Annotated in this window: 26 protein-coding genes and 1 pseudogene; 12 read left to right on the top strand and 15 right to left on the bottom strand. The window is 70.0% G+C overall.

What is annotated here, in order from left to right; all coding sequences use genetic code 11:
• From ACWCOV_RS37855 to ACWCOV_RS37845, 3 genes are all read left to right on the top strand, one after another.
• Positions 1–929 (top strand): putative PEP-binding protein (locus ACWCOV_RS37855; RefSeq protein WP_449834194.1); only part of this gene is annotated, 929 nt, incomplete at its 5' end.
• A gap of 65 nt (positions 930–994) precedes the next feature.
• On the top strand, positions 995–1,954 hold the full coding sequence (locus ACWCOV_RS37850; RefSeq protein WP_449834193.1) for an ATP-binding cassette domain-containing protein: 960 nt from the start codon (positions 995–997) through the stop codon (positions 1,952–1,954).
• Entirely contained in the window at positions 1,951–2,727 is a 777-nt protein-coding gene (locus ACWCOV_RS37845) for an ABC transporter permease (protein WP_449834192.1), read from the top strand. Before ACWCOV_RS37850 ends, ACWCOV_RS37845 begins: the two co-directional genes overlap by 4 nt.
• 3 nt (positions 2,728–2,730) lie before the next feature.
• On the opposite strand, the gene ACWCOV_RS37840 is transcribed toward ACWCOV_RS37845, so the two are convergent.
• On the bottom strand, positions 2,731–4,014 hold the full coding sequence (locus ACWCOV_RS37840) for a BNR-4 repeat-containing protein (RefSeq protein ID WP_449834191.1): 1,284 nt from the start codon (positions 4,012–4,014) through the stop codon (positions 2,731–2,733).
• A gap of 39 nt (positions 4,015–4,053) precedes the next feature.
• Positions 4,054–5,142, bottom strand: a complete 1,089-nt coding sequence (locus ACWCOV_RS37835) for a serine hydrolase domain-containing protein (RefSeq protein WP_449834190.1) — start codon at positions 5,140–5,142, stop codon at positions 4,054–4,056.
• Positions 5,143–5,223: 81 nt separating this feature from the next.
• Between ACWCOV_RS37835 and ACWCOV_RS37830 the strand changes: the two genes are divergently transcribed.
• Complete coding sequence (locus ACWCOV_RS37830; RefSeq protein WP_449834189.1) at positions 5,224–5,805, top strand: TetR/AcrR family transcriptional regulator; 582 nt, start codon at positions 5,224–5,226, stop codon at positions 5,803–5,805.
• Here ACWCOV_RS37830 and ACWCOV_RS37825 read toward each other — a convergent pair.
• The 3 genes from ACWCOV_RS37825 to ACWCOV_RS37815 are packed head-to-tail and all read right to left on the bottom strand — an operon-like array spanning position 5,774 to position 8,939.
• On the bottom strand, positions 5,774–6,907 hold the full coding sequence (locus tag ACWCOV_RS37825; RefSeq protein WP_449834188.1) for an MFS transporter: 1,134 nt from the start codon (positions 6,905–6,907) through the stop codon (positions 5,774–5,776). The genes ACWCOV_RS37830 and ACWCOV_RS37825 overlap by 32 nt on opposite strands.
• Positions 6,908–6,945: 38 nt before the next feature.
• Positions 6,946–7,815, bottom strand: a complete 870-nt coding sequence (locus tag ACWCOV_RS37820; RefSeq protein WP_449834187.1) for a polysaccharide deacetylase family protein — start codon at positions 7,813–7,815, stop codon at positions 6,946–6,948.
• Positions 7,812–8,939: an oxidoreductase gene (locus ACWCOV_RS37815; RefSeq protein WP_449834186.1), complete on the bottom strand. Its 1,128-nt coding sequence runs from the start codon at positions 8,937–8,939 to the stop codon at positions 7,812–7,814. Before ACWCOV_RS37815 ends, ACWCOV_RS37820 begins: the two co-directional genes overlap by 4 nt.
• A 118-nt stretch (positions 8,940–9,057) precedes the next feature.
• Here ACWCOV_RS37815 and ACWCOV_RS37810 point away from each other — a divergent pair, with 118 nt between their 5' ends.
• The gene (locus ACWCOV_RS37810) at positions 9,058–9,648 is read left to right on the top strand and encodes a DUF1989 domain-containing protein (RefSeq protein WP_449834185.1); all 591 of its coding nucleotides are present in this window, start codon (positions 9,058–9,060) and stop codon (positions 9,646–9,648) included.
• Here the strand turns inward: ACWCOV_RS37810 and ACWCOV_RS37805 are convergent.
• Both ACWCOV_RS37805 and ACWCOV_RS37800 read right to left on the bottom strand, forming a co-directional pair.
• Positions 9,645–10,636 (bottom strand): annotated as a pseudogene (locus ACWCOV_RS37805) (IS481 family transposase). The gene ACWCOV_RS37810 and the pseudogene ACWCOV_RS37805 overlap by 4 nt on opposite strands.
• Positions 10,637–10,773: 137 nt before the next feature.
• Entirely contained in the window at positions 10,774–12,333 is a 1,560-nt protein-coding gene (locus ACWCOV_RS37800) for a PucR family transcriptional regulator (protein WP_449834184.1), read from the bottom strand.
• Positions 12,334–12,439: 106 nt separating this feature from the next.
• Here ACWCOV_RS37800 and ACWCOV_RS37795 point away from each other — a divergent pair, with 106 nt between their 5' ends.
• Both ACWCOV_RS37795 and ACWCOV_RS37790 read left to right on the top strand, forming a co-directional pair.
• A complete protein-coding gene (locus tag ACWCOV_RS37795) occupies positions 12,440–13,858 on the top strand; it encodes a purine-cytosine permease family protein (RefSeq protein ID WP_449834183.1) in 1,419 nt (472 codons plus the stop codon).
• The gene (locus ACWCOV_RS37790; RefSeq protein ID WP_449834182.1) at positions 13,855–14,775 is read left to right on the top strand and encodes an asparaginase; all 921 of its coding nucleotides are present in this window, start codon (positions 13,855–13,857) and stop codon (positions 14,773–14,775) included. The genes ACWCOV_RS37795 and ACWCOV_RS37790 overlap by 4 nt, the downstream gene beginning before the upstream one ends.
• 3 nt (positions 14,776–14,778) lie before the next feature.
• On the opposite strand, the gene ACWCOV_RS37785 is transcribed toward ACWCOV_RS37790, so the two are convergent.
• The 5 genes from ACWCOV_RS37785 to ACWCOV_RS37765 are packed head-to-tail and all read right to left on the bottom strand — an operon-like array spanning position 14,779 to position 18,879.
• Positions 14,779–15,699: a quinone oxidoreductase family protein gene (locus ACWCOV_RS37785; protein WP_449834181.1), complete on the bottom strand. Its 921-nt coding sequence runs from the start codon at positions 15,697–15,699 to the stop codon at positions 14,779–14,781.
• An 8-nt stretch (positions 15,700–15,707) separates the two neighbouring features.
• On the bottom strand, positions 15,708–16,067 hold the full coding sequence (locus tag ACWCOV_RS37780; protein WP_449834180.1) for a hypothetical protein: 360 nt from the start codon (positions 16,065–16,067) through the stop codon (positions 15,708–15,710).
• The gene (locus ACWCOV_RS37775) at positions 16,064–16,927 is read right to left on the bottom strand and encodes a DODA-type extradiol aromatic ring-opening family dioxygenase (protein WP_449834179.1); all 864 of its coding nucleotides are present in this window, start codon (positions 16,925–16,927) and stop codon (positions 16,064–16,066) included. Before ACWCOV_RS37775 ends, ACWCOV_RS37780 begins: the two co-directional genes overlap by 4 nt.
• Before the next feature lie 12 nt (positions 16,928–16,939).
• The gene (locus ACWCOV_RS37770; protein ID WP_449834178.1) at positions 16,940–17,719 is read right to left on the bottom strand and encodes a citryl-CoA lyase; all 780 of its coding nucleotides are present in this window, start codon (positions 17,717–17,719) and stop codon (positions 16,940–16,942) included.
• The gene (locus ACWCOV_RS37765) at positions 17,716–18,879 is read right to left on the bottom strand and encodes a CaiB/BaiF CoA transferase family protein (RefSeq protein ID WP_449834177.1); all 1,164 of its coding nucleotides are present in this window, start codon (positions 18,877–18,879) and stop codon (positions 17,716–17,718) included. Before ACWCOV_RS37765 ends, ACWCOV_RS37770 begins: the two co-directional genes overlap by 4 nt.
• A gap of 184 nt (positions 18,880–19,063) precedes the next feature.
• On the opposite strand from ACWCOV_RS37765, the gene ACWCOV_RS37760 reads away from it, so the two are divergent.
• On the top strand, positions 19,064–20,527 hold the full coding sequence (locus tag ACWCOV_RS37760) for an amidohydrolase family protein (protein ID WP_449834176.1): 1,464 nt from the start codon (positions 19,064–19,066) through the stop codon (positions 20,525–20,527).
• A 45-nt stretch (positions 20,528–20,572) separates the two neighbouring features.
• Entirely contained in the window at positions 20,573–21,397 is an 825-nt protein-coding gene (locus ACWCOV_RS37755; RefSeq protein ID WP_449834175.1) for an IclR family transcriptional regulator domain-containing protein, read from the top strand.
• Here ACWCOV_RS37755 and ACWCOV_RS37750 read toward each other — a convergent pair.
• Entirely contained in the window at positions 21,321–21,896 is a 576-nt protein-coding gene (locus ACWCOV_RS37750; protein WP_449834174.1) for a DUF4386 domain-containing protein, read from the bottom strand. The genes ACWCOV_RS37755 and ACWCOV_RS37750 overlap by 77 nt on opposite strands.
• 176 nt (positions 21,897–22,072) lie before the next feature.
• On the opposite strand from ACWCOV_RS37750, the gene ACWCOV_RS37745 reads away from it, so the two are divergent.
• Positions 22,073–22,483 carry a DUF7144 family membrane protein gene (locus ACWCOV_RS37745; protein WP_449834173.1) on the top strand — a complete coding sequence of 137 codons (411 nt, stop codon included), beginning with the start codon at positions 22,073–22,075 and terminating at the stop codon, positions 22,481–22,483.
• Between the two features lie 41 nt (positions 22,484–22,524).
• On the opposite strand, the gene ACWCOV_RS37740 is transcribed toward ACWCOV_RS37745, so the two are convergent.
• A complete protein-coding gene (locus ACWCOV_RS37740; protein WP_449834172.1) occupies positions 22,525–22,929 on the bottom strand; it encodes a hypothetical protein in 405 nt (134 codons plus the stop codon).
• Positions 22,910–23,332, bottom strand: coding sequence for an SHOCT domain-containing protein (locus tag ACWCOV_RS37735; protein ID WP_449834171.1), 423 nt, complete (start codon positions 23,330–23,332; stop codon positions 22,910–22,912). Before ACWCOV_RS37735 ends, ACWCOV_RS37740 begins: the two co-directional genes overlap by 20 nt.
• A gap of 197 nt (positions 23,333–23,529) precedes the next feature.
• On the opposite strand from ACWCOV_RS37735, the gene ACWCOV_RS37730 reads away from it, so the two are divergent.
• Positions 23,530–25,077, top strand: a complete 1,548-nt coding sequence (locus tag ACWCOV_RS37730) for an arylsulfatase (RefSeq protein WP_449834170.1) — start codon at positions 23,530–23,532, stop codon at positions 25,075–25,077.
• 7 nt (positions 25,078–25,084) lie between these two features.
• Positions 25,085–25,738 (top strand): SUMF1/EgtB/PvdO family nonheme iron enzyme (locus ACWCOV_RS37725; protein WP_449834169.1); only part of this gene is annotated, 654 nt, incomplete at its 3' end.

Genomic DNA, 25,738 nt, shown 5'->3' with positions numbered 1-25,738 from the left:
GGGCCGCAACGGCCTCCTGGCAAGGCCCCGGCCGCACCGCCGACGGTCATCCGGTCGGCATCCTCGCCAACGTGCAGGACGGAGCGTCCGCCGAGCAGGCCGCCAAGAGCCAGGCCGAAGGCGTCGGCCTCTTCCGGACCGAGCTGGCGTTCCTCAACCGCGAGACCGAGCCGACCGTCGCCGAGCAGGCCGACCTCTACGCCGACGTACTGCGTGCATTCGCCGGCCGGAAGGTCGTCGTACGCACCCTGGACGCCGGATCCGACAAGCCGCTGGCGTTCACCGGCGCGACCGACGAGCCGAACCCGGCGCTCGGCGTCCGCGGCCTGCGCCTCGCCTTCACCGATCCGGGCATCCTGGACCGCCAGCTGGACGCGATCGCCCAGGCCGCGGAGCGAACCGGTGAGCAGCCGTGGGTGATGGCTCCGATGGTCGCCACCGTCGCGGACGCGCGGTTCTTCGCCGAACGCGCTCGCAGTCGCGGCCTGGTCGCGGGCGTGATGGTCGAGGTGCCCGCGGTCGCCCTGCTCGCCGATCGCGTCCTCGAGCACGTGGACTTCCTGTCGATCGGCACGAACGACCTGACTCAGTACACGATGGCCGCGGACCGCCTGTCGCCCGAGCTGGCCAACCTCACCGACCCTTGGCAGCCCGCGCATCTGGCCCTGGTCGCACAGGTCGCCCAAGCGGGCCAGGCCGCCGGCAAACCGGTCGGCGTCTGCGGCGAGGCGGCCGCGGATCCCTTGCTGGCCTGCGTTCTCGTCGGCCTCGGCATCACCTCGTTGTCAGCAGCAACTGCCGCGCTGCCCGCCGTCGGCGCCCGCCTGGCCACGGCGACGCTCGACCAGTGCCGCACCGCCGCAACCGCGGCCCTCGCCGCCGAAGACCCCGCCACGGGCCGGGAGGCGGCCCGCGCGGCGCTGAGCTGACCCGGTTGACGCACCGATGATCGAGTAGTCGACTGGGAGGTCATACCGAGCTGGGAGGGCACGGCATGGACCACTCGATCTGGGCGGAAGGGTTGACCAAGCGGTTCGGCGAGACCGTCGCGCTGGCCGGCGTCGATCTGGCGGTGCCGACCGGCAGCGTGCTCGGGCTGCTCGGCCCGAACGGGGCCGGGAAGACGACCGCGGTCCGCGCGCTCGCGACACTGCTGCGTCCCGACGAGGGACGCGCCACCGTCGGCGGGTACGACGTACTGCGGGAAGCACACCAGGTCCGGAGGCTGATCGGTCTCACCGGCCAGTACGCCGCGGTCGACGAGAACCTGACCGGCACCGAGAACCTGCTGCTGATCGGACGCCTGCTCGGCCAGTCCCGGCGCGCCGCGCGACAGCGGGCCGCTGAGCTGCTCGAGGACTTCGGTCTGTCCGACGCGGCGGACCGCGCGACCAAGACGTACTCGGGCGGCATGCGGCGCCGGCTCGACCTGGCCGCGAGCCTGGTCGGCCGACCCAAGATCCTCTTCCTAGACGAGCCGACCACGGGCCTCGACCCCCGCGCACGGCTCGAGCTGTGGAACCTCGTCCGCGACCTGGTGCGCAGCGGATCCACGGTCCTGCTCACCACGCAGTACCTGGACGAGGCCGACGCGCTGGCCGACAACATCGCGGTGATCGACCACGGCAAGCTGATCGCGACCGGCACGCCGGACGAGCTCAAGGCGAAGGCGGGCGCGCAGACCCTCGCCGTACGCCCGGCCCATCCGTCGGACCTGCCCACCGTGATCGCGGTCGTCGGCGAGCTGGCCCAGGCCGAGCCCGAGGTCGACCGCGAAGTGGTGACCGCACCGGTCACCGACCCCGCTGTGCTGCCGGCCGTCGTACGGCGGCTGGACGACGCCGGTGTCGTGATCGGCACGCTCATGTTGCGCAGCGCGAGCCTGAACGAGGTGTTCTTCTCCCTGACCGGGCACGCCGCCGAGGAATCGTCCGAAGAGGAGGTCCGGGCATGAGCGCCGGAGTCACTCCCGTGCAGGGCGTGCGGCAGTCGGCCACCCTGGCCTGGCGGACGATCGTGCAGATCCGGCACAACCCGTGGGAGCTCGGCGACTTCAGCTTCCAGCCGATCCTGTTCCTCGTCCTGTTCACCTACATCTTCGGCGGCGCCATCTCCGGCAGCACCGCCGACTACCTCAGGATCACGCTGCCCGGCATCATCGTGATGAACATGTTCTTCGTGACCATGTACGTCGGCACCGGGCTGAACACCGACCTGACCAAGGGTGTCTTCGACCGGCTGCGGTCGCTGCCGATCGCCCGCTGGGCACCACTGGCCGGGCGGATCGCCGCGGACCTGGTCAAGCACGCGTGGTCGGTGTTCCTGCTGCTCGCCGTCGGGTACCTGATGGGCTTCCGGGTCGAGACCTCGGTGCTGGAGCTGCTCGCCATGGTCGGCCTGGTGCTGATCTTCGCGCTGGCGTTCTCCTGGATCTCGGTCCTGGTCGGTGTGCTCGCGCGGGATCCGGAACAGGTGCAGATCTTCGGCTTCACGGTGCTGTTCCCGATCACCTTCGTCAGCAACGTCTTCGTTCCCACCGAGACGATGCCGGGCTGGATGCAGCCGATCGTCGAGGCGAACCCGGTGACCATCCTGTCCGACGCCGCCCGCGGCCTGCTCATCGGCGGCCCGGTGGCCGAGCCGGTCGCGTGGACACTGCTCTGGGCCGGCGGGATCATGCTCGTGTTCGCCCCGATCTCGGTGCTCGCCCTGAAGCGCAAGGTCTGACGATCACGCCCGCGGGCGGTCGAGCAGGACGACCTCGCAGTCGTAGTGCTGGGAAGCGGTCATCGGGCCACGGAACCAGAGCAGCGGAACGCGGTTCGGGTCGCCCGGGGCAACGATCGGCCGGAGGTTGTCGGCGTCGGAGTTCTCGGTGACCGGGGTCCACGCCGTACCGCCGGCACTCAGGCGGGCGTGGAAGATCTCGTGGTGCGCCAGGCTGGTCCCGTCGCGCGGGTCGATCGGCGTCGAGACGTACAGCGAGTCCAGGTCGTAGGGGTCGATCGCGACCAGGCCGGTGTAGTCCTGCTCGTGCGGCAGCAGCCCAGGCCCGGCCTTGGCCAGCTGCTGCACTTCCCACTCGCCGCCCGGCGCGAGACGCGCGTAGAAGTAGCGGTGATCACGCACCACCCGGTGCCGGTCGGAATCCTCCGACGGCTCTTCCTGCCGAGCGAGCAGGATCGCGGCGATCGTGCCATCGGCGGCGCGCCGGATGTCGATCGTCCAGCAGTGCGTCATGACCTCGCCGTCCCACAACGACCCGGCCTGCAGCACCGTGGTGAGCTCGACCTGCGAGGGTGCTTCGCCTTTCAAAGCGACCGTATCAACCACGGTCCCGTCGCTGCGGTGCAAGGCCCCGGTCTCGAGGTAGCCGTGGTAGATCGAGTTGTTGTAGTCGCGCGGGTGGTGGTCCGTCGTCACGAGGTCGATCCGCGTCGGCGTCGAGACGTACCGCGTGTAGCCGTTCACGTAGCCGACCTTCGGCCGGGTGAAGAGCTTGCCGGCGTACGTCCAAGAGTCACCGTCGTCGTCCGAGACCAGCGCGCACGGGTCGTCGTTCACCGCCCGCGCGAAGCAGTACAGCCGCCCGGCCAGCACGTGCAGGTTCGAGTACGTGACCCCGCGCCCGCCGGTGAACTCGCTCCAGTCGAACGTCTGCTCCGGCCCCCACGTCCGCGGATCACCCGGCTCGCTGATCCGCCACCGGGTCAGGTCGTCCGTCTTGTGCTTGGTGTAGACGGCCAGCCACCGCCCGTCCGCCCGCCGCCACAGCGCCGGCACGTCGTGATCGTCCACCTCGAAGTTCTCATGCAGTACGACGACGTCGCTCGAGCCGGACCACAGATCGACCACGGTCAGCTCGACGTTCCCGGCCCGCTCGGACCCACCGGGCCCTTCCGCCGCCGCGATCGACCCGACCACCAGCGTCTGGCTGTCCGGATCCACCAGCGCCCGCTCGTCCTGGAACCAGCACCACGCACCGTTGTCATTGATCACCTGAGGCTCACGCATGGGTCATCAGTCTGCCAGCAAGCGCTTACCAACACGACCTCACCCCGCGTTTTCCAGCGCGGCGAGCAGGTCGAGCGGGCGGCTGTCGGGGGCTGGGCGGACTTCGTTCATCAGGTACGAGAAGGCGATTCCGTGGGTGGGCCAGGCACCGTGCCGGGAGCCGCCGGCGCCAGGATGGCCGAAGGAGTCGGCGGGGCGGCCGAGGTTGGCGGAGGGCGTATGGAGCTCGAACCCGGCGCCGTACGCGATCTCGCTTCCCCAGGTCGGCTCGACGCCGCGGCGGAGCTCGCGGCGACCAAGGGCGACCGTGTACGGGGTCAGGATGTCGCCGGCCAGGAGCGACGAGTAGAAGCGGGCCATGCCGCGGGCGGTGGCGAATCCTCCGACGGCGGCGAGACCGGCGCTGCGGTACTCGGGGCTGTTCCAGATCTTCTCCGCGCCCGGGATCCAGAGCGGGTTGCGGTTGAGGCGCAGCAAAGGGTCGGTCTGCGGTTCGTCCATGAGTACGCCGTCCGGCGCGACCATCGTCGTCGCCCGCCAGTGCAACTCGTCCGGCAGGCCGATCCACACCTCGAGGTCCAGCGGCGCCGCGAACTCGTCGGCGAAGAACTGTCCGGCGGTTCGCCCGTCGACGCGGCGGATCAGCTCGTCGACCAGCCAGCCCCAGGTGATCGCGTGGTACATGAACGCGGCGCGCGGGTCGTCCGCCGGAGCCTGAGCCGCGAGGTGGGCGGCCATCACGTCATGGTCGAGCAGGTCGGCGTACCCGGCCTCGACCCAGGGCAGCCGCGCCTGGTGGGACAGCACCTCGGCGATCGTCGTCTCGCCCGCGCGGAACGACGGCCAGTAGCGGCCGAGCGGATCGTCCAGCGACCACTCCCCGCGCTGCACGAGCAGCAGAACACAAGCGGCCACGAGCCCCTTGGTGCCGGAGAACATCAGCTGGACGGTGTCCCGGTCCCACGCCCGCCCGGTGTCGCGATCCGCCGTCCCGCCCCACAGGTCGACCACCAGTTCGCCGTTCCGGTACGCCGCGAAGGCTGCCCCCAGCTCGCCGCGCTCGGTGAAGTTCCGCGTGAACGCCTCGGCCACGCCCTCGAATCCGATTGCCGTCCATCCGTTGACCATGGCCGAGATAGTACCGATCGTTCTTATCTAGCGCCAGTACATGAGAACGATCGGTACTATGAACTCCGGAGGTGGTGCACGATGCCGGTCAAGGCGGGTGAACGACTCGACCCGGAGGCGACCAGGGCCCGGATCCTGGCGGCGGCGTCCGAGGTGTTCCGGCAGCGCGGGATCCATGCCGTCGGCATCAACGAGGTCGCCGAGGCGGCCGGCGCGTCCAAGCTGACCATCTACAAGAACTTCGGCTCCAAGGAAGGCCTGGTCGAAGCAGTCCTCACCGACCGGACCCAGCGGGTGCGCGCCTGGTACCAGCAGGCGGTCGACCAGGCCGGGACCGGGCGGGACCGGATTCTCGCCGTCTTCGACCTGGTCGCGGCCTGGTACGCCGAGGCCGGCTTCCGCGGGTGCGCGATGATGAACGCCGCGACCGAGGACCGCGCTCACGACGGCGCACCCCGGCGGCTGGCGCAGGAGCACCTGACCTTCTACCGCGACCTGTTCGGCCGGCTCCTCACCGAGGCCGGCGCGCGCGACCCCGAGACCACGGCCCGCCAGCTGGTCGTCGTCCTCGAAGGTGCGACGATCATCAGCGCGGTCGACCGGGATCCAGGGCTCGGCGCGGAGGCGCGGGTCATCGTCGAGACGTTGCTGGACGCGGCCTGAGGAACACCAGGCAGACGAGCACACACGCCGTACCGGTGCCCGCGGCAACGAAGAACGCGGCCGGGAACCCGGCCTGCTCGGCCACCAGCCCACCGAGCGGACCGGCCGCCAGCACGCCGAGATCCCAGAACGACGTCATCACGCCCATCGACGCCCCCGGTCGCAGCCCGCGCACCCGGTCGAGCGTCATCGACACGCACGACGGATAGATCAACGCCAGCCCCAGCCCTGCCAGTCCGGTGAACACCAGCGCGGACACAGCCGTCTCAGCCAGCGCAAGACCTGCGAGCGCCACGACCTCGATCGCGATCGTCGAGGCTGCCACCGCGCGCCCGCCGTACCGATCGACCAACGGACTGCCCGCGAAGCGCACGACCAGGAAGGCGGCCGCGAACACCGCGAGCGCGTAGCCGTCCACTCCGATCCCGTCGTCGCGCAACCGCAGCACGAGCAGCGCGGCGATCGTGCCGTAGCAGTACGCCGCCAGACCGATCGATGCACCTGGCAACGGTACGCCGACCGGCACCAGATCCCGGATTCGGCGAATCCGGACCAACGGCTCGACCCGCACCGGATTCGCACGCGTCGTCAACACCAGCACCATCGACAAGCCCGCGAGTCCGACGATCGTCCACCAGACCCACTTCCCCACCAGTGAAGCGATCACCGGACCGCCCGCCAGTCCGCCCCACATCGACAGCCCGAACCAGCCCGCGACCCGCCCGCGCTGCGCGACCCGTGTGCCGGCCAGCACCCATGGCAATGCCGCCGAGAACAGCGCCGCCTCCCCCGCACCCATCACCAGCCGCGCGACCAGCAGCACCCCCAGATTCGGCGCCACCAACTGCCCGACTCCGCCGGCCGCGGTCAACGCTCCGCCGAGCAGTACGACGGGACGCGACCACCCGCCGTCCGCCAGCCAACCAGCGAACGGACGCCCCAAAGCCGTTGCCAGGAAGGCGATCCCGACCGCCGTCCCGCTGGCCAGCGCACCCCCGCCGTACCGCTCCGGAACGTACGTCGGCAACGCCTGCACCGCGGCGCCGAACGCGAGATACCCGCACAGCACCGCCGCCCACAACCGCCGGACCGGAACAGTCATGGGCTAGATAATACCGATCGTTCTTATCTCAGCCAGGGTCAGTCCGGGTAGACCGCGGGATCGGCGCCGACCGACGGTGGCTTCCGCGGTCGCAGCGTGCTGTCGGAACGAGCCGCAGCGGCGAGGTCGCGACAGCGGGTGAAGCTGACGTCGCCGCAGGACTGCGCGTACTCGATCAGCTCACGGACGGCGAGCAGGCGGCTCGGCCGACCGGACAGGAACGGGTGCAGGCACAGGTTGAACAGGCATTTGTAATGCCGCATGCCGTCCAGCTCCGCGCGCCACAGCTCGAGCACCTTGCGGGGCGACTCGATCACCGATCCGACCTGTGGCTCGGGCAAGTAGGCGTACTGCTCCCAGTCGTCCAGCGACCAGTGCACCGGCAACTCGGTGACGAGCCCGTCCTCGACCTCGAGCTGGTACGGCCGATCGTCACCCATCAACGACGAGTCATAGGCCAGACCGTGCTCGGCGACCAGCTCGAGCGTAGTCCGCGTGGCCTCCCACAGCGCGGCGCGGTGGCCGGCGATCTCGATGCCCTGAGCATCGAAAATCGCCAGCGCCCGCTCGAAGTCGGCGCGCTCCTCGGCCGGGGTCAACGATGTCGGCGACCGGTGGCTGTAGGAGTGGTGGGCGACCTCGTGGCCGTGCTCGACGATCGTTGCCGCCAGCCCCGGTCGCTGCTCGGCCACCCACCCCGGCACGAAGAACGTCGCCGGTACGCCGAGCTCCGCCAGCAGCTCCAGGATCCGCGGTACGCCGACGTCCGGCCCGTAAGCCTGGTGCGACATCACCATCAGGTGATCCGCGTACCGCCGCCCGGCCGCGAGGATCGGCGTCTCCGCGTCGACGTCAAAGGTCAACGTGGCAACAGCCGCCGCACCACCGTGCCACTCCACGTCCGTCATGACCGACCAGTTTGCCACTGCCTCGCGTTCGCCAGCGTGGCCGCGGGCTCGATCAGCCTGCGGTCGAACCGCTGCAGCTCCTGGCCCTCGGCCAGGCGGCGCGGCAGATCCGGGTTGGCCAGCGCACCGCGGGCCAGCGACAGCAGGTCGGCATGTCCGTCGGTCAGCACCTGATCCGCCTGCGCCGGGTCGTGCATCCCGCCGTTCGCGATCACCGGCAGGCCGGTGACCCGCCGGGCCAACCCGGTGAGCGTCTGCCCGCCGTGGAGCCTCGCGGTCTCCAGCCAGTTCCGGCCTTCACTCGCGATGTGCAGATACCCGATGCCCGTCCCAGCGAGCGCCTCGTAGATCGCCTCGGCCTCGTACGCTCCTCCAGGCCAGCGGTACTCCAGGTCGTTCACCTTGGTCTGCGACAACCGCACACCGACCATGAAGCCGGACGGCGTCGCGTCGACGATGGCCCGGGCGACCTCGGCGGTCAACCGGATCCGGTTCGCGACCGGACCGCCGTACGAGTCGGTCCTCTGGTTGGTGTAGACGGTGAGGAACTGGTCGAGCAGGTAGCCGTTCGCGCCGTGGATCTCGACGCCGTCGAAACCCGCCTCGGACGCACGCACGGCGGCGACGGCGAATCCGTCGACGATCTCGTCGATGGCGGCGACCGAGAGCTCGGTCGGCACCGGCCACGGCCCGGAGCCGCCGTACTCGGTGAGCATCTCGCTGAGCGGCTGGACGGCGGACGGCCCGACCCGCTCGGTGGTGCGCGGGTTGCCCTGCGAGATCGCACCGGCATGCATCAGCTGAGCGAGGATCGGCCGGCCCGCGGCGTGGACGCGGTCGGTCACCTGCCGCCAGCCCTCGACATGCGCCGCCGTGGCGAGCCCGGGCTGGTTCAGGTACCCCTGGCTGTACGCCGAGTCGGGGTAGACGCCCTCGGTGATGATCAGGCCGAACCCGCCGGCCGCGAACTCCGCGTAGTAGTCGGCCATCTCGGCCGTCGGCACCCCCTCGGGCGTGGCGGAGACCCGGGACATCGGCGCGACCGCGAAACGGTTCGCCAGCGCCAGGCCGCCGAGGTCGACCGGCTCCAGGGCCGGGTGGACACGAGTCGTTGTGAGATCCATGGCACCCACTCCACCAGTCGCGACCCCCCGGCCGCGATGGATCGATCCACAGCACCGCCCGGAGAATGCTGGAGAATCCTCCACTGAACCACCCGCCCGCTGCTGGTTCGGTTGGATCATGCACACTGTCGCGCGCACTCTTGTCCCCGCCCGCACCGGACGCGCCGTCCGGGTCCGCCGCGGCCAATCCGTCCGGGTCGTCGATCTCGCCGGCCAACAGGTCGGCGACCTCTTCGCGTACGTCGCCTCGCCCACCGGCGCCACCGGGGAGCATCTGAGCGCGGCCCACACCAGGGCAGCGACCAGCCGGCTCTTCCCGGCCGTCGGCGAGAGCTTCGTGACCGATCAACGGCGGCCGATCCTGACGTTGGTCGAGGACACCTCCCCCGGCCACCACGACCTGCTGATCGCCGCCTGCGACGACGCCCGGTACGCCGGTCTCGGCGTACCGGACCACCCGTCGTGCGCCCGGAACCTGCGCGATGCGCTCGGCGTCGACGTCGTCCCTCAGCCGGTGAACGTGTTCATGCACATTCCGGTCCGGGCCGACGGCGCGCTCGACTGGATGCCCGCAGCAACAGCACCCGGTGACTCGATCACGTTCCGGGCGGAGCTCCCCTGCGTCGTCGTGGTCTCGGCCTGCCCGCAGGACCTGACCGTCATCAACGGCGCACAGCCCAGCGACCTCGCCATCGACGTGCTGGACTAGATGTACTGCCCGGGGAGGTTGGTTAGGCGGTGATGGGTGGGAGTTTGCCGATGGCGGTGTGGGGTCGGTGGTGGTTGTAGTGGTGGAGCCAGGCGGGTAGGGCGTCGCGGCGGGCTTGTTCGGTGGGGTAGAGCTGTTTGAAGGCCCAGCCGTCGGCGAGGGTGCGGTGGAAGCGTTCGATCTTGCCGTTGGTTTGTGGCCGGTAGGGGCGGGTCTTCTTGGGTGTGATGCCGAGAGCCAGGCAGGTGTCGCGCCACAGGTTGGAGCGGTAGGCCGATCCGTTGTCGGACAAGACGCGTTCGATGGTGATGCCGCGATGGGTGAACCAGGCGACGGCGTTGCGGAGTACGGCGGTGGCGGTGGCGGCGGTTTCGTCGTCGTGGATTTCGGCGTAGGCCACGCGGGAGTGGTCGTCGAGGACGGTGTGGACGAACGCGGTGCCGATCTTGTTGTTGTAGTAGGCGTTGCGGGGTTTGCCGACGGTGGCGGCCCGGTTCTTCTTGCCTTGGACTCGGCCGAGGTAGCGCCAGCCGCCGCCGTCTGGGATGTTGCCGAGTTTCTTGACATCGACGTGCAGCATCGCGCCGGGGTGAGGGTGTTCGTAGCGGCGGATCGGCTCACCGGTGTGCCGGTCGAGGTGGGACAGGCGGTTGAGCCGGCAGCGAGTCAGTACGGCGTGAACGGTCGAGGCCGCCAGACCCACCTGGTCGGCGAGCTGGACCGGTCCGAGGCGGTGACGGCGGCGCAGGCTGACGATCCGGCGTACGACCCGCGGCGGCGTGCGGTTGGGTTGATGATGCGGCCGAGACGAGCGGTCGCCCATGCCGGCCGGGCCGAGTTCACGGTAGCGGTCGGTCCAGCGCTTCGCGGTCGGCCACGCGACCTGGAACAGCTCCGCGGCCCGCGCTATCGGCCAGCCGTCGTCCACCACCAGACGCGCCAGCCGCAAACGGGCACGAGGAGTCAAAGCAGCGTTAGCGTGTGACACGAAGACCTCCCGGTTGTTGGAGCGGTTCCTAGACAGCTCCACTCCACGCCGGGAGGTCTTCACCTATCAACCACATTCACACCGTGTCGTCACACAAACCCAACCAACCTGCCTGATCAGTACAACTAGAACTGGGACTAGCGCGACAGTTCGTCCGCTTCGAGGGCCAGGTAGAGGTCGACCCGGTCCTCGGTGCGGGCGACGTCACGGCCGGTCAGCTCGGTGATTTTCGCCAGCCGGTTCCGCAGCGTGTTCACGTGGACATACAGGGCGGCCGCGGTCGCGCCGTACTGGCCGTCGTGCGCCAAGAAGGTCCGCAGCGTCGTCTCCAGCTCGCCGGCGCGCTGGCCGTCGTACTCGCGCAGCGGTCCGAGCACACCGTCTGCGAACCCTTGCAGCGTCCCCGAGTCCTGCAGCCCGAGCAGCAACCGGTGGGTGCCCAGCTCCTGGAACGACGCCACCACCTGACCACCGCGGCGCCGACGGAGCACCTGACAGGCCTCCCGCGACTGCACCAACGGCCGCCGCAACTCAGCCGCCGACGCGGCCACCTCGCCGAGCCCGACCACGGGACGCCGGTCCGCGAACCGCTTCCGCACCGCCGCGCAGAGCGCCTCGGCCATCGACTTCAGCTCCTGCCGCGGACGCTGTAGTACGGCGACCACGTCCTGACTGCCTCCGGCCACGACCACCGCCAGGCTCTCGGCCAGGAAGAAGTCCCCGACCGTCTCCGACAACCCCGGCGGCGCCGACTCGTCGCCGTCGGCAAAGGCGAGGGTGAGCACCACCAGCTCCCCCGACGGATCCACCCCGAACGCCCGGAGCCGATCCGGTACCTCCGCCGCGCGCTGCGCGCCCGACAGGATCATGTCGAGCAGCTCGGAGGCGAACCGCAGCTCGATCGCCTGGATCGCCTGCTGCTTGGCCACTTCCAGGCTGAGGAACCGCGCCGCCTGGTCCAGCGCGTCCTGCTCCGGCTTGCTCAGCCGGCTCACCGGCCGCAGGCACAGCAGCGCCGCATCGGTGTCGCCCACCGCGCCGACCAGGAACACCGTCGCGCGCCCCTCCTCGCCACCGAGATCCACCTCGAGCGGCGGTGGGTGCCGAGCCAGCCCGTCGGCGACGATCCGCCGCTGCTGGGCCGTCAGCTCCAGCCCGGTCGACGCGAGCGGCCTCGCCATCCGGTCGACGACAGCCAGCGGCAGGTCGTGCTCCCGCCGCAGCACGGCGAGCACGCCGGACGCCCCCGCGCCGCGCGAGATCGCCGAAGCCAACGCATCGCCCCGGCGAACCATCCCGACGAGAGCATCGCGCCGCTGATCGGTGTGGATCGCAGAAGCAGCCTCGGTCACCGCCGTGAACGGAACCTCGATCGCGATCTCCGCCAGCGGCAGGCCTTCCTGCCGGCACGCCTCGATCAGCTCCGCGGGCGTCGCCGGTGTCTCCGTGCGGAGCCCGAACACGATGCCCGCCGCCCCCGCCCGGCGCACACTCGCCGCGAACGCCGCCGGGCTCGTCTCGGACAACCACAGCCCGTTGGTCAGCACGATCTCGCCCGCCCGCACGTACGGCGACGGGTCGGGCAACTCGGTGTTGTGCACCCACAACGCCTCGCGGCCGAGCGCGCCGTCCGGGCCGGGCACCAGCAACCGAAGCCGGAGCGAGGGGTTGCCGATCAGGGCTGCCAGGCTGAGCATGCTGTGAAGATATCCAGTCGGACCCACATTTCACTAGACATCTACCCACTGCCTCGAGGAGGTGGCTCTTGGTTTCCTGAGCCAACTCGTTCCCCTGGAGGCCGTCATGACCACCACCACATCCGCAGCATCGGAAGCAGTCCCGTTCGACTCCCACGGCGTGGCCCCGATTCCGCCGGAGCACCGCGACTCCACGCCGCGGGAGCAGTTCTGGATCTGGGCGGGCGCCAACCTGGCGCCGATCAACTGGGTGCTCGGCGCCCTCGGCATCACCCTCGGACTCAGTGTCCTGGAGACCATCCTGGTTGTTGCGCTCGGCAACCTGGTCGGCTGTGCGGTGTTCGGCCTGCTGAACGTGATCGGGCACCGCACCGCGGTCAACCAGATGGTGCTCGGCCGGGCGGCGTTCGGCCGCCGCGGCGCCGTCGTACCAGGTGTCGTGCAGGGATTGCTGACGATGGCCTGGGTCGGCGTGAACACATGGGTCGTGCTCGATCTCGCGCTCGCGGTGCTGGGCAAGCTCGGCATCCACGGTGGTCTGTGGCTGGAGTACCTGGTCGCGACAGTGATCATGGTCGTCCAGCTCGGCCTGGCGCTGTACGGCTTCTACGCGATCCGCACGTTCGAGAAGTACACCGTGCCGTTGACCGTCCTGGTGATGGCGGTGATGACGGTCTTGGCGCTGAGCCAGGCCGACCTGCGGATGACCGCGGCCACCGCGATCACCCCGGCCGAGAAGCTGACCGCGATCACGCAGCTGACGACGGCGATCGGCGTCGGCTGGGGAATCAGCTGGTTGCCGTACTCGGCCGACTACAGCCGCTTCGTCCGGCCGCAGGCGTCGTCGCGATCGGTGTTCTGGGCAACCTCTCTCGGCATGTACATCCCGACCGTCTGGCTCGCCGCGCTCGGCGCCTGCCTGGCCGGCGCGGGCACCGGCAGCGACCCGTCCGCGCTGGTGATCAACTCGTTCGGCGTGATGGCGGTGCCGGTCCTGCTGCTGATCATGCACGGCCCGGTCGCGACCAACATCCTGAACCTCTACTCCTGCTCACTCGCCGCGCTGTCGATCGGCATCACGGTCGCGCGCTGGAAGCTCACCCTGCTGGCCGGGCTGGTCGCGTCCGCGGTGCTCGTGGTCTTCGTCCGCGCGGACAGCTTCGGCCATGCCTTCGACAGCTGGATGGTGTCGATCCTGGTCTGGATCAGCCCGTGGAGCGCGATCGTCGTGGTCGACTACCTGGTGCTGCGCCGCGGCCGCCTGAACATCCAGGCTCTGTACGCCGACCCGACGCCGTACGGATCGTGGAACCCGCGGGCGCTGGTCAGCCTGGTGCTCGGAATCGTCGCGGGCTGGAGCTGGCAGTACGGCCTGGTGCCGGAGATGCGCGGCCCGATCGCGATCGCGCTCAACAACACCGACTTCTCCTGGCTGTCCGGGTCGCTGGTCGCGGGTGGCGTCTACTACCTGGCGAGCCGGCGGGTCGTCGTACGGACGGCGCAGCTGAGTCTGGGGGGCCGGTGACGGTTCGGGTCCTGACGACGGGAGGCACCATCGCCTCCCGTCCCGCTCCGGACGGGTCGGTCAGCGTGGCTCTCGGCGGCGCGGACCTGGTCGAGTCCGCGCCGGTCCGCGAGGTCCTGCGCAAGCACAGCTTCGCGTTCACCGGTTCGGATCTGCTGACCATCGCGCGCGAGGTGCTGGTCGAGACGGCTTCCGGCGACGGGGTTGTCGTGACGCATGGCACCGACACGTTGGAGGAGACGGCGTACCTCCTCGACCTGGTCGATCCGCCCGCGCCGGTCGTGCTGACGGGAGCGCAGCGGCACGCGGGCGAGCCGGACTCCGACGGGCCGCGCAACATCGCGGACGCCATCCTGGTCGCCGGGTCGGCGGCGACTCGCGGCCTGGGTCCGTTGGTCGTGATGGACGGGCGGATCCACCCGGCGCGGCAAGCGGTGAAAGCACACACGCAGGCCCCGGACGCGTTCCAGTCCTTCGGCGGCCCGATCGGCGAGGTACGGCGAGGCGACGTGCGGATCTGGTCGATGCCGCGGCGACCACCTGGCTTCCCGCTCCCTTCGGAACTACCTCGCGTCGACATCGTCACGTCGTACGTCGACGCCGGTGGCGAGCAACTCGCGGCCTGCCGGGCCGCGGGTGCCGCCGGCGTCGTACTCGAAGCGCTGGGGGCCGGAAACCCGACGCCCGGCCTGCTGGCTGAGGTCCGCACTTGTCTCGACGCGGGTCTGCCGGTCGTCGTCACCAGTCGGTGCGCGGGTGGACCGACAGCCGCGGTCTACGGGTCCGGTGGTGGTGCGGATCTGCAGACTGCCGGTGCGGTGATGGCTGGGCCGCTCCCATCGTCCAAGGCCCGCATTCTGCTGTCGGTCGCGCTCGCGTCGGGGGCCGTGCACCGGCTCCCAGAGCACTTCCGCTGAGGGTCAGATCGTCAGGACGAGCCGGCCTGCGGTGGAACCCGTGGACTGCCGGTGCCAGGCCGCGGAGATGTCCGGGAGCGGCACGGTTTCGTGCGCGACCTTGATGGCGCCGGTGGCGGCGTGCTCGAGAACCTTGGTCAACGCGTCCCGGCGCTGCTCGGGGGTGAGCGCGTTGTTGGTGTACCCGAGGATGCTCGCCGACCGGCTGCGCAGGACGGCCGACGAGAACGTCGCTTCGTCTCCCGAAGCACCACCGAGATTCACCAACCGCCCACCCGGTGCCAGCAACCGCCCCGCCGCCGTCGCCACCGCGCCGAACACCGGGTCCACCACCACGTCGAAGCTCCCATCGAGCTCGTCCGCGGTGACCACTTCGTCCGCACCGGCCGCCGATGCGCGATCCCGGGCGCCCGCAGACCGGCACACGGCAACGACGCCACCGGCCCCGAGCACCCGCGCTGCCCCGATCGCGGCCTGCCCGACGGCGCCGCCGCCACCGAGGACGAGCACCCGCTCCCCCGGCCGCAACTGCGCCCGCCACGTCAGCACCATCCACGCGGCGACCCCGGACAGGCCGATCGCGGCCACCTCGGCATCCGGCACGGCCGTGTCGAGCACCACCAGATCCTCGTCCGGTACGGCGCAGTACTCCGCGAAACTCCCGTCCCCCGGCGACATCCCGGCCGAGGTCGCGAAGAACACCCGGTCTCCCGTTCCCTCGACCACGCCGACGCCCTGAACCCCCGGCACGTACGGGATGTCCGGCGGGCCGAAGTACGACGTACCCGAAGCACACAACAGGTCCAGGGGTACGACGGGTGCCGCGGTGACGCGGACGATCGACTGCCCTTCCGACGGGACGGGGTCCGGGTGCTCACCGTGGACCGGTGCTTCACCGTGACTACGCAGGACTCCAGCTCGCACGCGATCTCCTAGGTGGCGATGTCCGGGTAGGGCAGGTGCAAGTGTTCCATCGCCTTGCCGTAGGCCTTCTGGTACTCCAGCGGTCCGTGGTCGCGCTCGAACATCGCGATGAACAACGTCAGCGTGAGGAACGGATGCGCACCCATCCGGAACAGCGTGACGTGGTCCTGCGCGACCAGCGCCTCGCGCTCCTCGTCGGTGAACGCGAGCCAGGTCGACTGCTCGCCGGACGTGCAGTTGAGGATCCGGTTGGCCATCTCGGCCTCCCACCACGCGACCGTCCCGGCGGCGTCCTCGCGGTACCGCTCGACCAGCTCCGGGTCGCGGTCGACGGTGAAGAGGAACTTGTCCAAGAGGTACTTGCTCATGCCGGCACTCCGTTCGGATACCAGGTGAAGTACGCCTCCATGGTGTGGAACAGGTCGAGCGAGTCCACGTGGTCGGCCTTCGCGCCGGCGCCGGCGACGCCCATCATCAGCATGAAGTCCATGAACCCGTGGGTGGCGTTGCCGGGCAGGTGCAGGCTGTCCAGCGTCACCTCGGCCAGGCAGCCCTCGATGTCGCCGCTCGCGATCCAGTCGACCGCCTTCCGGTCGAACTCCGGATCGGGCCCGTGGGCACCGAACTGCCGTGGTCCGCCGAGCTCGAGGGACAGGTGCCCGGTGCCGATGATCGCGACCCGCTGGTCGTCCGGCCAGGACTCGACCAGCTGCCGGATCGTCCGGCCCAGCTCGACGAACCGCTTCGGCTGCGGCAGCGGCGGCGCGAAGATGTTGGTGTAGATCGGCACGATCGGCAGGTCGGCCTGCGGCCGCAGCGTGATGATCGGGCAGGTGATGCTGTGGTCGATCCGCAGCTCGTTGCTGAAGGCAAGGTCGAAGCCGGCGTCCAGGCCGTGGCGCAGGATGTGCGCGGACAGCCGCTCCTCCCCCGGCAGCGTCATCCGCGGCAGCCCGAACTCGCGCTCCTCGTTGTACCAGTTCGCGTCGAAGTACGGCGCCTTGCCGACCAGGAACTGCGGCATGTTGTCCAGCCAGAGCTGGTGGAAGTGGTCGCTGCCGACCATCACCAGGATGTCCGGCCGGGCCTTGGTGAGGGTCTCCCGGAACGCCTCGATCTTGGCCACCCACTCGTCCGCGAACGGCGGCCGGTCGTCGCCGGTCGCCGTACTCGCGCGGTAGTAGAACGGGTGGTGGGTGGAGGCGATGACCGCGACGACTGTGGCCATGTGCAGCTCCTCTTACTCGTTCGGGTCGACGTAGACCGCGTTGCGGTCGACGGTGAGGTAGGCGTCCATGCCGATCGGCCGGCGGCGTTCCTCGGCGAGCTGCCCGAGCAGGCCGGCAGCCCTGGCCAGCAAGGCGAATCCACGCAGCAGCTCGACCGGCAGCCCGAGGTCGGCGAGCGCGGCGCCGCAGACGCCGGCGCCGTTCAGCGGAAGCTTGCGGCCGAGCACCTGCTCGTGCACGCGCCCGATCGCCTGGAACAACCGCAGGTGCGGCCCGAGCAGTCCTTCTTCGTCCGCGATGCCGATCAGCACAGGCGTGCGCGGATCCTGCACCTTGTGCACGGGATGCCCGAGGCCGGGAACGAACTTCTTACCGGCCTTCGCCTGCCGCACGACCTCCAGCGCCAGCGCGTCCCACCCGGCGTCATCGGTCGGCAGCTCGCGTCCCTCGATCGCCTGGTGCAGGAACATCCCGCAGTCTTCGGTCACGCCAAGGAACCGGGAGCCGCCGCCGAGCAGACCCGCGGCGAGCGCGCCCTGGAGTGAATCAGGCGCCGACAGGTACGTCAGCCGGGCCGCAATCGCCGTCGGCGTGAAGCCGTGATCGGCCAGCGCGACCAGCACGGCCTCGAAGAGTCGGGTCTCCGACGGCGTCGGGCGGCGCAGGGCGACCAGCCAGAAGGCGAGTTCGCCGAAGCCGACCTTGCCCATCAGGTCGGCCGTCAGGTCCTGGCCGAGCAGGCGGATCTCGTCAGCGGTCGACGTACCGAGTGACGTCGGGTAGCCCGTCATGGCGAACGCTCCTCGTCGGTCAGCCAGCGGCGCAGCTCGGCGCCGTGCTCGTCCAGCTCCGGCGGTGGCAGCCGGTACGACGGCTGCGTCTCGGAGAACGTGATCGGGTTCCGCACGGTCGGGATGTCCCCGACCGTCACCACCGGATCGAGGCCGATGTCCTCGGCGAACGCGACGCCGCTGTCGATCGTGTTGATCGGCCCGCACGGGACCCCGGCGGCGATGATGTCGCGGAACCACTCCATCCGGGTCCCGGTCCGCAGCCGCTCGACCAGCAGCGGCCGCAGCTCCTCCCGGTTCGCGGTCCGCTTCTCGTTCTGGTCGAACCGCTCGTCGTCGGCCAGCTCAGGGACGCCGAGCACCTCGGTCAGCCGCCGGAACTGCCCGTTGTTCCCGGCCGTGATGATCAGCTCGCCGTCGGAGCACGGCAACGGCTCGTACGGGAACAGGCTGGGATGGCTGTTCCCCATCCGCAGCGGGACGACGCCGCCCGCGACGTACGCGCTCGACTGGTTCACCAGGCCGGACAGCGCGGACGACAGCAGGTTGACCTCGACATGCTGGCCGCGACCGGTCTCGTGCCGGGCGTTCAGCGCGGACAGCACCCCGATCGTCGCGTGCAGCCCGGCCATCACGTCGAACACCGAGATCCCGGCCCGGAACGGCTCACCGTCCGGGTCGCCGGTGAGGCTCATCAGCCCGGAGATGGCCTGCACGATCAGGTCGTACCCCGGCAGCACCGCCCCCTTCGGCCCACTGCCGAAGCCGCTGATCGACGCATAGACGACACGCGGGTTCGAAGCCGCCACCGTGTCGTAGTCCAGGCCGAACCGGGCCAGCCCGCCCGGCTTGAAGTTCTCCAGCAGGACGTCGGCCCGCCGAGCCAGCTCCTGCGCCGCGGCCACGTCCTTCGGCTCCTTCAGGTCGAGCGCGATCGACCGCTTGTTCCGGTTCACCGCGAGGTAGTACGTCGAGATGCCGTCGCGGACCGGCGGCTGCCACGAGCGGGTGTCGTCACCACCGGGCGCCTCGACCTTGACCACCTCGGCGCCGAGGTCGGCCAGCAGCATGGTCGCGTACGGGCCGGCCAGGATCCGGGAGAAGTCCGCCACCAGCAACCCGGCCAGCGGCCCCCGCGAGTCCGCCGCAGCATCGGGCACGACCTCACTCCTTCCGGACACTTGTCCGCACCTGCTCCGTCGCCTCAGTCTGCGAGTGCAACCAGAGGCTGTCAAGGCAGCGGTGGCGAGCCCTTGACACCATGCGCGAGCCGCTCGGATAGTGACGATGAAGCCGTGGTGACCGGCATACGGACGTATGTCCGGCTTGAATCGGGAGGGGATCATGACGACTGCCGAGACACCGGTGGCGGGCCGGCCGGTGCTGCTGCGCGGCGGAACCGTGCTGACCATGGACGACAACCACACCGTGCTGACCGAGGGCGACGTACTGGTCGTGGACGACCGGATCGAGGCGGTCGGCGGGTCGGTCGACGCCCCCGACGGGACGCAGGAGATCGACGCCCGCGGCGGGATCGTGATGCCGGGCATGATCGACACGCACCGGCACATGTGGCAGACCGCGATGCGCGCGTACGGCGCCGACTGGACGCTGACGCAGTACTTCGTCTGGTACTACCTCGAACACGGCAAGACCTTCCGGCCGGAGGACATTTACGCCGGCAACCTCACCTCCGCGTGGGAGTCGCTCGAGGCCGGTGTCACCACCACGGTGGACTGGTCGCACGGGTTGCAGTCCGTCGACCACGCCGAGGCGGCCGTGGACGCGCTGCGCGCCGTACCCGGCCGGTTTGTTCTTGCCTATGGCAACATTCAGGCCGGGCCGTGGGAGTGGACCGCGGAGCCGTCGGTCCGGGCCTTCCTGGAGCGGTTGCGCGACGACGACCAGCTCGGTCTCCAGCTCGCCTTCGATGTCACCGGCGACCCGTCGTTCCCCGAGCGGGCCGCGTTCGAGGTGGCTCGTGAGCTCGGCGTCGGGGTGACCACGCACGCCGGGGTCTGGGGTGCGACCAACGACGACGGCATCCGGCTGATGCACGAGAACGGCTTCATGACGCCGCAGAACATCTACGTGCACGCGGCGACGCTGACCGAGGACTCCTACCAGCGGATCGCCGCGACCGGCGGCTCCGTGTCCGTGTCGACGGAGTCCGAGCAGAGCGCTGGTCAGGGCTACCCGCCCACCTGGCAGGTCCGCAAGTACGCCATCCCGGTGTCGCTGTCGATGGACACCAGCGTGTGGTGGAGCGGCGACCTGTTCAGCGCGATGCGTACGACGCTCGGCGCCGACCGGGCCCGCGAGCACCTCGAGGCTCACATGAAGGGTGACACCGTCACGCACAGCCACCTGCGGGCCGAGCACGTGGTCGACTGGGCCACCCGCGGCGGCGCGAAGGCGATCGGCCGGGACGACCTCGGCAGCCTCGAACCCGGCAAGAAGGCGGACGTCGTCCTGATCAAGAACGACAACTCACCGGTGTCGTTCCCCCTGGTCAACCCCTACGGGCACGTGGCGTTCCAGGCGCAGCGTGGCGACGTGCACACCGTGCTGGTCGACGGCCGGGTCGTGAAGTACGCGAACCAGCTCGTCGGCGTCGACCTTCCCGCCGTACGGCGCAGTGTCGAAGCGACCGTGGACTTCCTGCGCGGCGCGCTCGGCGACGAGGCGTGGGCGAGTGGGATGAACCCGGACCTGCCGAAGGACGAGGTGCTCGACAACCCGTACCAGTACACCGAGTACAAGTCCGAGTCGACGCGCGAGGCCCGCGGCACGATCTTCGGCGAGTGACGTCAGTAGGCTGCGAAGGACATCGTCGACGGGAGGCGGGAACTGATGGCAGGACGCGGCGCGGGCCCGGATTTCGTCGAGTCGCTGGCTCGCGGGCTGGACGTGCTCGCCTGTTTCGACGCGGACCACCGAGCCATGTCGCTGTCCGAGGTGGCGGCCGCGGCCGGGCTGGCCCGGCCGACGGCCCGCCGGCTGCTGCTGACGCTGGAGGAGCTCGGGTTCGTCCGGTCGACCGACGGCTCGTTCCAGCTGACCCCGAAGGTGCTGACGCTCGGCATGGCGTACGTCGGCGCGCTCGGGCTGTGGGACATCGCGAGACCCCACCTCGAGGCGCTGGTGGCGCGCACCGGCGAGTCGTCCTCGATGGCGCAGCTCGACGGGTCCGACATCGTCTACGTCGCCCGCGTGTCGGTGCCGAAGATCATCGCGCTGCGGGTCGACATCGGCACCCGCTTCCCTGCTGCTCAGACCTCCCAGGGCAAGGTCCTGCTCGCCGCCCTCTCCCCTGCCGAGCTGGCCGACACCCTCGCCTTGCCGAGCCGCGCCGGACTGCCGCCGTACATCGGCCGGAGCGCTGAGCAACTCCGCGACGAGCTGACCGAGATCCGCGCCCGCGGCTGGGCACTGGCCGACGAGGAACTCGCCCCCGGCGTCCGCTCCGTCGCGGCCCCGGTCCGCGACGGCACCGGAGCCGTTCGCGCCGCCATGAACGTCACCGTCCACGCCGCCGAAACCAGCACCGACAAACTTCTCCACGACCACCTTCCCCTCCTCCTCCGCACCGCCGGCGACGTCAGCGCCGAATGGGCGCTGCACCAGTCCCGGCCGCATCGCGAGCTGCCGCAGCCAAAGGCCGAGTCCTCGGCCTGATCAGCAGCCAGACGGCGAGGACGAGCTCGCCCAGGAACGTGTAGGTGGACACGGTGAGGTCCTGGGCGAAGAAGGTGGCGAAGGCGTCGGTGAGGTAGCCGAGGCCGGCGATGGCGAGAAGGGCGGCCAGCCATCTCGTGCGGAGGGTCAGGTAGCCGAGCAGGATCAGGTGGACGCCGAAGAGACCCAGGCCGGCGCGCCAGAGGTCTGAGAAGGCGTCGGTCGAGGCCTGCAGGAGCTGGCCGATCGCGACCATGAAGACGGCTGCGTAGACGAGCCTGAAGGCTGCCGCCAGGAAGGACACGGTCCGGTCGACCGGCTCGAAGACGCGGTAGAGCGCGCAGGCGACGAGGACGTCGAGGACGACGACCAGGAACAGGCTCGCGACCCCGGCACGGAACAGACCGTCGTCGCTGTCCGAAGTGGTGATGTTCCCGAAACCGGCCAGGGCTGCCATCAGCAGCAGGCCTGCTCCCCCGGTGATGCTCCAAGCGCGCACGGCGTTCCCTCCGATGGATTCGTACTTAGTACGGCCAAGGTACCGTACTTAGTACGAACGCGCGAGAGGGCGCTTCACCGTCGCACCCGGAGGTCTGCTGGCATCACCCGTCCGGGATGAGGTACCTACCGTTCCCGGCGCTCTACCGTCGGTTCATCGCTGAGACGGGAGGGGACATGGTCGAGAATGCGCAGAGGACGTCGCCGGAGGTGTCCGGATGGGCGGTCGGAGGGATCACGTTCGCGGCGACGATGTTGCTGCTGATCGGGCTGTTCCAGTCCATCACCGGCCTGGTGGCGATCATCGACGACGAGTTCTTCGTGGTGGTCCGCTCGTACACCTTCGACCTCGACACCACAGTCTGGGGCTGGATCCACCTGGTCCTGGGCGTGCTGCTGATCGTGGTCGCGGTCGCGCTGCTGCGGCGGTCGACCTGGGCCGGGATCACCGCGCTGTTCCTGGCCGTGCTGAGCGCGGTCGACAACTTCTTCTTCATCCCGTACTACCCGTTCTGGTCGCTGCTGCTGATCGGCCTGAACGTGTGGGTGATCTGGTCGCTGACCCGGCCGGGCGCGATCCGCACCTGAACGGCGTCGACCGCGCCGGGGTGCTCCCGGCGCGGTCACGCTCAGAGAGTGCCGTCCGGAGGTCGTCGGGGCTCGTCGCCGCCGACCTCCGGTCCGTCCGCTCGCTGTGCGTCGGCGATCTGCTCGGCGAGGACCTTCGGGTCGACCGTGGCCAGTGCGGCCTTCACCACGGCGTCGAGATCCACCCGCTCCAGGACGAGCGCGGTCAGGTCCACCTTGGCCAGTGCGATCTCGACGTCCTTGGCGATAGCAGCCGCGAGGTCCGTCCGCCGGACCCCTTCGGCCACGACCATCGGCAGCAGCACGTCGAGCAGCGGGCTGAACACGAGCCGCACCATCGACCGGGTCCGCTGCGTCAGTGCGTCGGCAATGGTCCCGGCCAGAGCGGTCGCGGTGGCACCCGGCGAGCTCGCGCCGGACCGCGGCTCAGCCGACTCGCTGGCCATTGCCACTCGTTGTCGTGCCGCCGAGCGCCTGCGCCTTCAGGGTGTCGTACTCGGCCTGAGTGATGGCGCCGGAGTCGAGCAGCGACCGGGCCTGGCTGATCTGCTCGGCAGCCGACGGGCCCGAGCTCTGACTGGCCACCTGCCGGATGTACGCGTCCTGCCGCCGCTGGTGCTCCTCGGCGTCGCGCGCCGTACGCTCCGACATCCCCCTGCCGCGGGCGATCAGGTAGACGAGCGCGGTGAGCAGCGGCGCGATGAACATGGCGACGATCCAGATCGCCTTCACCCACCCGGACAGCTCGCGGTCGCGGAAGAGGTCGGCGAAGATCCAGAACAGCATCATCAAGTACGCGACGAACGCGAAGCTGATGATGATGAACCACACAACATCCCAGAACGACATGGTCAGATCCCTCCTTCGGGCACGCAGCGCGCACCCCCTGTGGGAAGTCTCGACCGCCGCCCACCGTCCCGCCTCATCTCCTGCGGATGACCTGCGCCGCCGGCCGGCGCCCGGATCATCCGCGGCGGGGGATCCGGTGCCGTCTCCGGGCTACCAGGGTGGTCGGACGACGACCGAACGCTGGGGAGGGGCCGAGCATGCCCGACGACGCGAGCAAGCCGAACATCCTGGTGATCTGGGGCGACGACATCGGTATCGCCAACCTGAGCTGCTACACCGGCGGGCTGATGGGCTACCGGACGCCGAACATCGACCGGCTGGCCGAGGAGGGGATGCGGTTCACCGACTCGTACGGCGAGCAGTCGTGCACCGCGGGCCGGGCGTCGTTCATCACCGGGCAGAGCGTGTACCGCACCGGCCTCAGCAAGGTCGGCGTGCCCGGCGCGGACATCGGCCTGCACGCGGAGGACCCGACGATCGCCGAACTGCTGAAACCGCTCGGGTACGCCACCGGGCAGTTCGGCAAGAACCACCTCGGCGACAAGAACGAGTTCCTGCCGACCGTGCACGGGTTCGACGAGTTCTACGGCAACCTGTACCACCTGAACGCCGAGGAGGAGCCGGAGCAGCCGAACTACCCGTCCCCGGAGGACTTCCCCCGGTACCGGCAGCGGTACGGACCGCGCGGCGTGCTGCGGTCCTGGGCGACCGACAAGGACGACGACAACGTCGACGAGCGGTTCGGGCGGATCGGCAAGCAGCGCGTCGAGGACACCGGCCCGCTGACCAGGAAACGGATGGAGACGATCGACGACGACACCGTCGCGGCCGCGATGGACTTCATCCGGCGCAAGACCGCCGAGCAGACCCCGTTCTTCGTCTGGATGAACACCACCCACATGCACTTCCGCACCCACCCGAAGCCGGAGAGCGTCGGCCAGGCCGGCCGGTGGCAGTCGCCGTACCACGACACGATGATCGACCACGACAAGCACGTCGGGCTGCTGCTCGACCAGCTCGACGAGCTCGGCATCGCGGACAACACGATCGTCGTCTACAGCACCGACAACGGCCCGCACATGAACACCTGGCCGGACGGCGGGATGACACCGTTCCGGAGCGAGAAGAACACCAACTGGGAGGGCGCCTTCCGGGTGCCGGAGCTGGTCCGCTGGCCCGGCCGGATCCCGGCGGGCGTGGTCTCGAACGAGATCATCCAGCACCACGACTGGCTGCCGACGCTCGTCGCCGCGGCCGGCGACCCGGACATCGTCGAGAAGCTGAAGGCCGGGCACACCGCCGGTGACAAGAGCTTCCGGGTGCACATCGACGGCTACAACCTGTTGCCCTACCTGACCGGCGAGACCGATCAGAGCCCGCGCCAGGGCATGGTCTACTTCTCCGACGACGGTGACCTGGTCGCGGTCCGGTTCGACAACTGGAAGGTCGTCTTCATGGAGCAGCGCGCCGAGGGGACGCTGCGGATCTGGGCCGAGCCGTTCGTGCCGCTGCGGGTGCCGAAGCTGTTCAACCTGCGCACAGATCCGTACGAGCGGGCCGACGTCACGTCGAACACCTACTACGACTTCCTGCTGGACAACGCCTACCTCGTCTTCTCCGCGAGCCAGCTGATCGGCGAGTTCCTGGCCACCTTCCAGGACTTCCCGCCCCGGCAGCGCGCCGCCTCGTTCACCATCGATCAGGCGCTGGAGAAGCTCCAGGTCGCCCTCACGGCGGGCCAGTAGTCCCGTGATGACGCCGTACCGTGTTCCGGCTCCGCCCGCGGTCCGCGTGCCCGGTGGGGTCTACGCGCTGGGCTCGAACCGCCACTACGACGAGGAGCGCCCGGTCCGGCAGGTCGAGGTCGACGAGTTCGCGATCGATCCGTATCCGGTGACGAACCGGCAGTACGCCGAGTTCGTCGGCGACACCCGCTACGTCACGGTGGCCGAGCGGCCGCTGAACCCGGCGGACTTCCCGGGCGCTCCCGCGGAGAACCTCGCCGCCGGCTCGATGGTGTTCACGCGCACGCCCGGGCCGGTCGACCTGCGCCATCTCAGTCAGTGGTGGACCTGGACGCCGGGCGCCAGCTGGCGGCGTCCGGAGGGGCCCGGCTCGGATCTCAGTGGCCGTGCCGAGCATCCCGTCGTCCACGTGGCGTACGACGATGCGCTGGCGTACTGCGACTGGGCCGGCGCGTCGTTGCCGACGGAGGCGCAGTGGGAGGTCGCGGCGCGCGGAGGGCTGGAGTCGGCGACGTACGTCTGGGGTGACGAGCCCGAGCAGCCCGGTCAGCGGCTGGCGAACTACTGGCACGGCGACTTCCCGTGGCGGCCGGAACCCGGGTACGGGACGACGGCGCCGGTGGGGTCGTTCCCGCCGAACGGCTACGGGCTCTACGACATG

This window comes from Kribbella sp. NPDC002412 (assembly GCF_053592935.1).
This window is presented reverse-complemented; position numbering and strand designations above follow the sequence as displayed.

Excerpts from the sequence above, each read along its gene's own strand:
- ACWCOV_RS37755 (WP_449834175.1), top strand. The coding sequence starts at position 20,573 with ATGGCAGGACGCGGCGCGGGCCCGGATTTCGTCGAGTCGCTGGCTCGC.
- ACWCOV_RS37760 (WP_449834176.1), top strand. The coding sequence starts at position 19,064 with ATGACGACTGCCGAGACACCGGTGGCGGGCCGGCCGGTGCTGCTGCGC.
- ACWCOV_RS37850 (WP_449834193.1), top strand. The coding sequence starts at position 995 with ATGGACCACTCGATCTGGGCGGAAGGGTTGACCAAGCGGTTCGGCGAG.
- ACWCOV_RS37770 (WP_449834178.1), bottom strand. The coding sequence starts at position 17,719 with ATGACGGGCTACCCGACGTCACTCGGTACGTCGACCGCTGACGAGATC.
- ACWCOV_RS37795 (WP_449834183.1), top strand. The coding sequence starts at position 12,440 with ATGACCACCACCACATCCGCAGCATCGGAAGCAGTCCCGTTCGACTCC.
- ACWCOV_RS37840 (WP_449834191.1), bottom strand. The coding sequence starts at position 4,014 with ATGCGTGAGCCTCAGGTGATCAATGACAACGGTGCGTGGTGCTGGTTC.
- ACWCOV_RS37810 (WP_449834185.1), top strand. The coding sequence starts at position 9,058 with ATGCACACTGTCGCGCGCACTCTTGTCCCCGCCCGCACCGGACGCGCC.
- ACWCOV_RS37775 (WP_449834179.1), bottom strand. The coding sequence starts at position 16,927 with ATGGCCACAGTCGTCGCGGTCATCGCCTCCACCCACCACCCGTTCTAC.
- ACWCOV_RS37740 (WP_449834172.1), bottom strand. The coding sequence starts at position 22,929 with ATGGCCAGCGAGTCGGCTGAGCCGCGGTCCGGCGCGAGCTCGCCGGGT.
- ACWCOV_RS37835 (WP_449834190.1), bottom strand. The coding sequence starts at position 5,142 with ATGGTCAACGGATGGACGGCAATCGGATTCGAGGGCGTGGCCGAGGCG.
- ACWCOV_RS37735 (WP_449834171.1), bottom strand. The coding sequence starts at position 23,332 with ATGTCGTTCTGGGATGTTGTGTGGTTCATCATCATCAGCTTCGCGTTC.
- ACWCOV_RS37845 (WP_449834192.1), top strand. The coding sequence starts at position 1,951 with ATGAGCGCCGGAGTCACTCCCGTGCAGGGCGTGCGGCAGTCGGCCACC.
- ACWCOV_RS37800 (WP_449834184.1), bottom strand. The coding sequence starts at position 12,333 with ATGCTCAGCCTGGCAGCCCTGATCGGCAACCCCTCGCTCCGGCTTCGG.
- ACWCOV_RS37830 (WP_449834189.1), top strand. The coding sequence starts at position 5,224 with ATGCCGGTCAAGGCGGGTGAACGACTCGACCCGGAGGCGACCAGGGCC.
- ACWCOV_RS37820 (WP_449834187.1), bottom strand. The coding sequence starts at position 7,815 with ATGACGGACGTGGAGTGGCACGGTGGTGCGGCGGCTGTTGCCACGTTG.
- ACWCOV_RS37745 (WP_449834173.1), top strand. The coding sequence starts at position 22,073 with ATGGTCGAGAATGCGCAGAGGACGTCGCCGGAGGTGTCCGGATGGGCG.
- ACWCOV_RS37815 (WP_449834186.1), bottom strand. The coding sequence starts at position 8,939 with ATGGATCTCACAACGACTCGTGTCCACCCGGCCCTGGAGCCGGTCGAC.
- ACWCOV_RS37730 (WP_449834170.1), top strand. The coding sequence starts at position 23,530 with ATGCCCGACGACGCGAGCAAGCCGAACATCCTGGTGATCTGGGGCGAC.
- ACWCOV_RS37825 (WP_449834188.1), bottom strand. The coding sequence starts at position 6,907 with ATGACTGTTCCGGTCCGGCGGTTGTGGGCGGCGGTGCTGTGCGGGTAT.
- ACWCOV_RS37780 (WP_449834180.1), bottom strand. The coding sequence starts at position 16,067 with ATGAGCAAGTACCTCTTGGACAAGTTCCTCTTCACCGTCGACCGCGAC.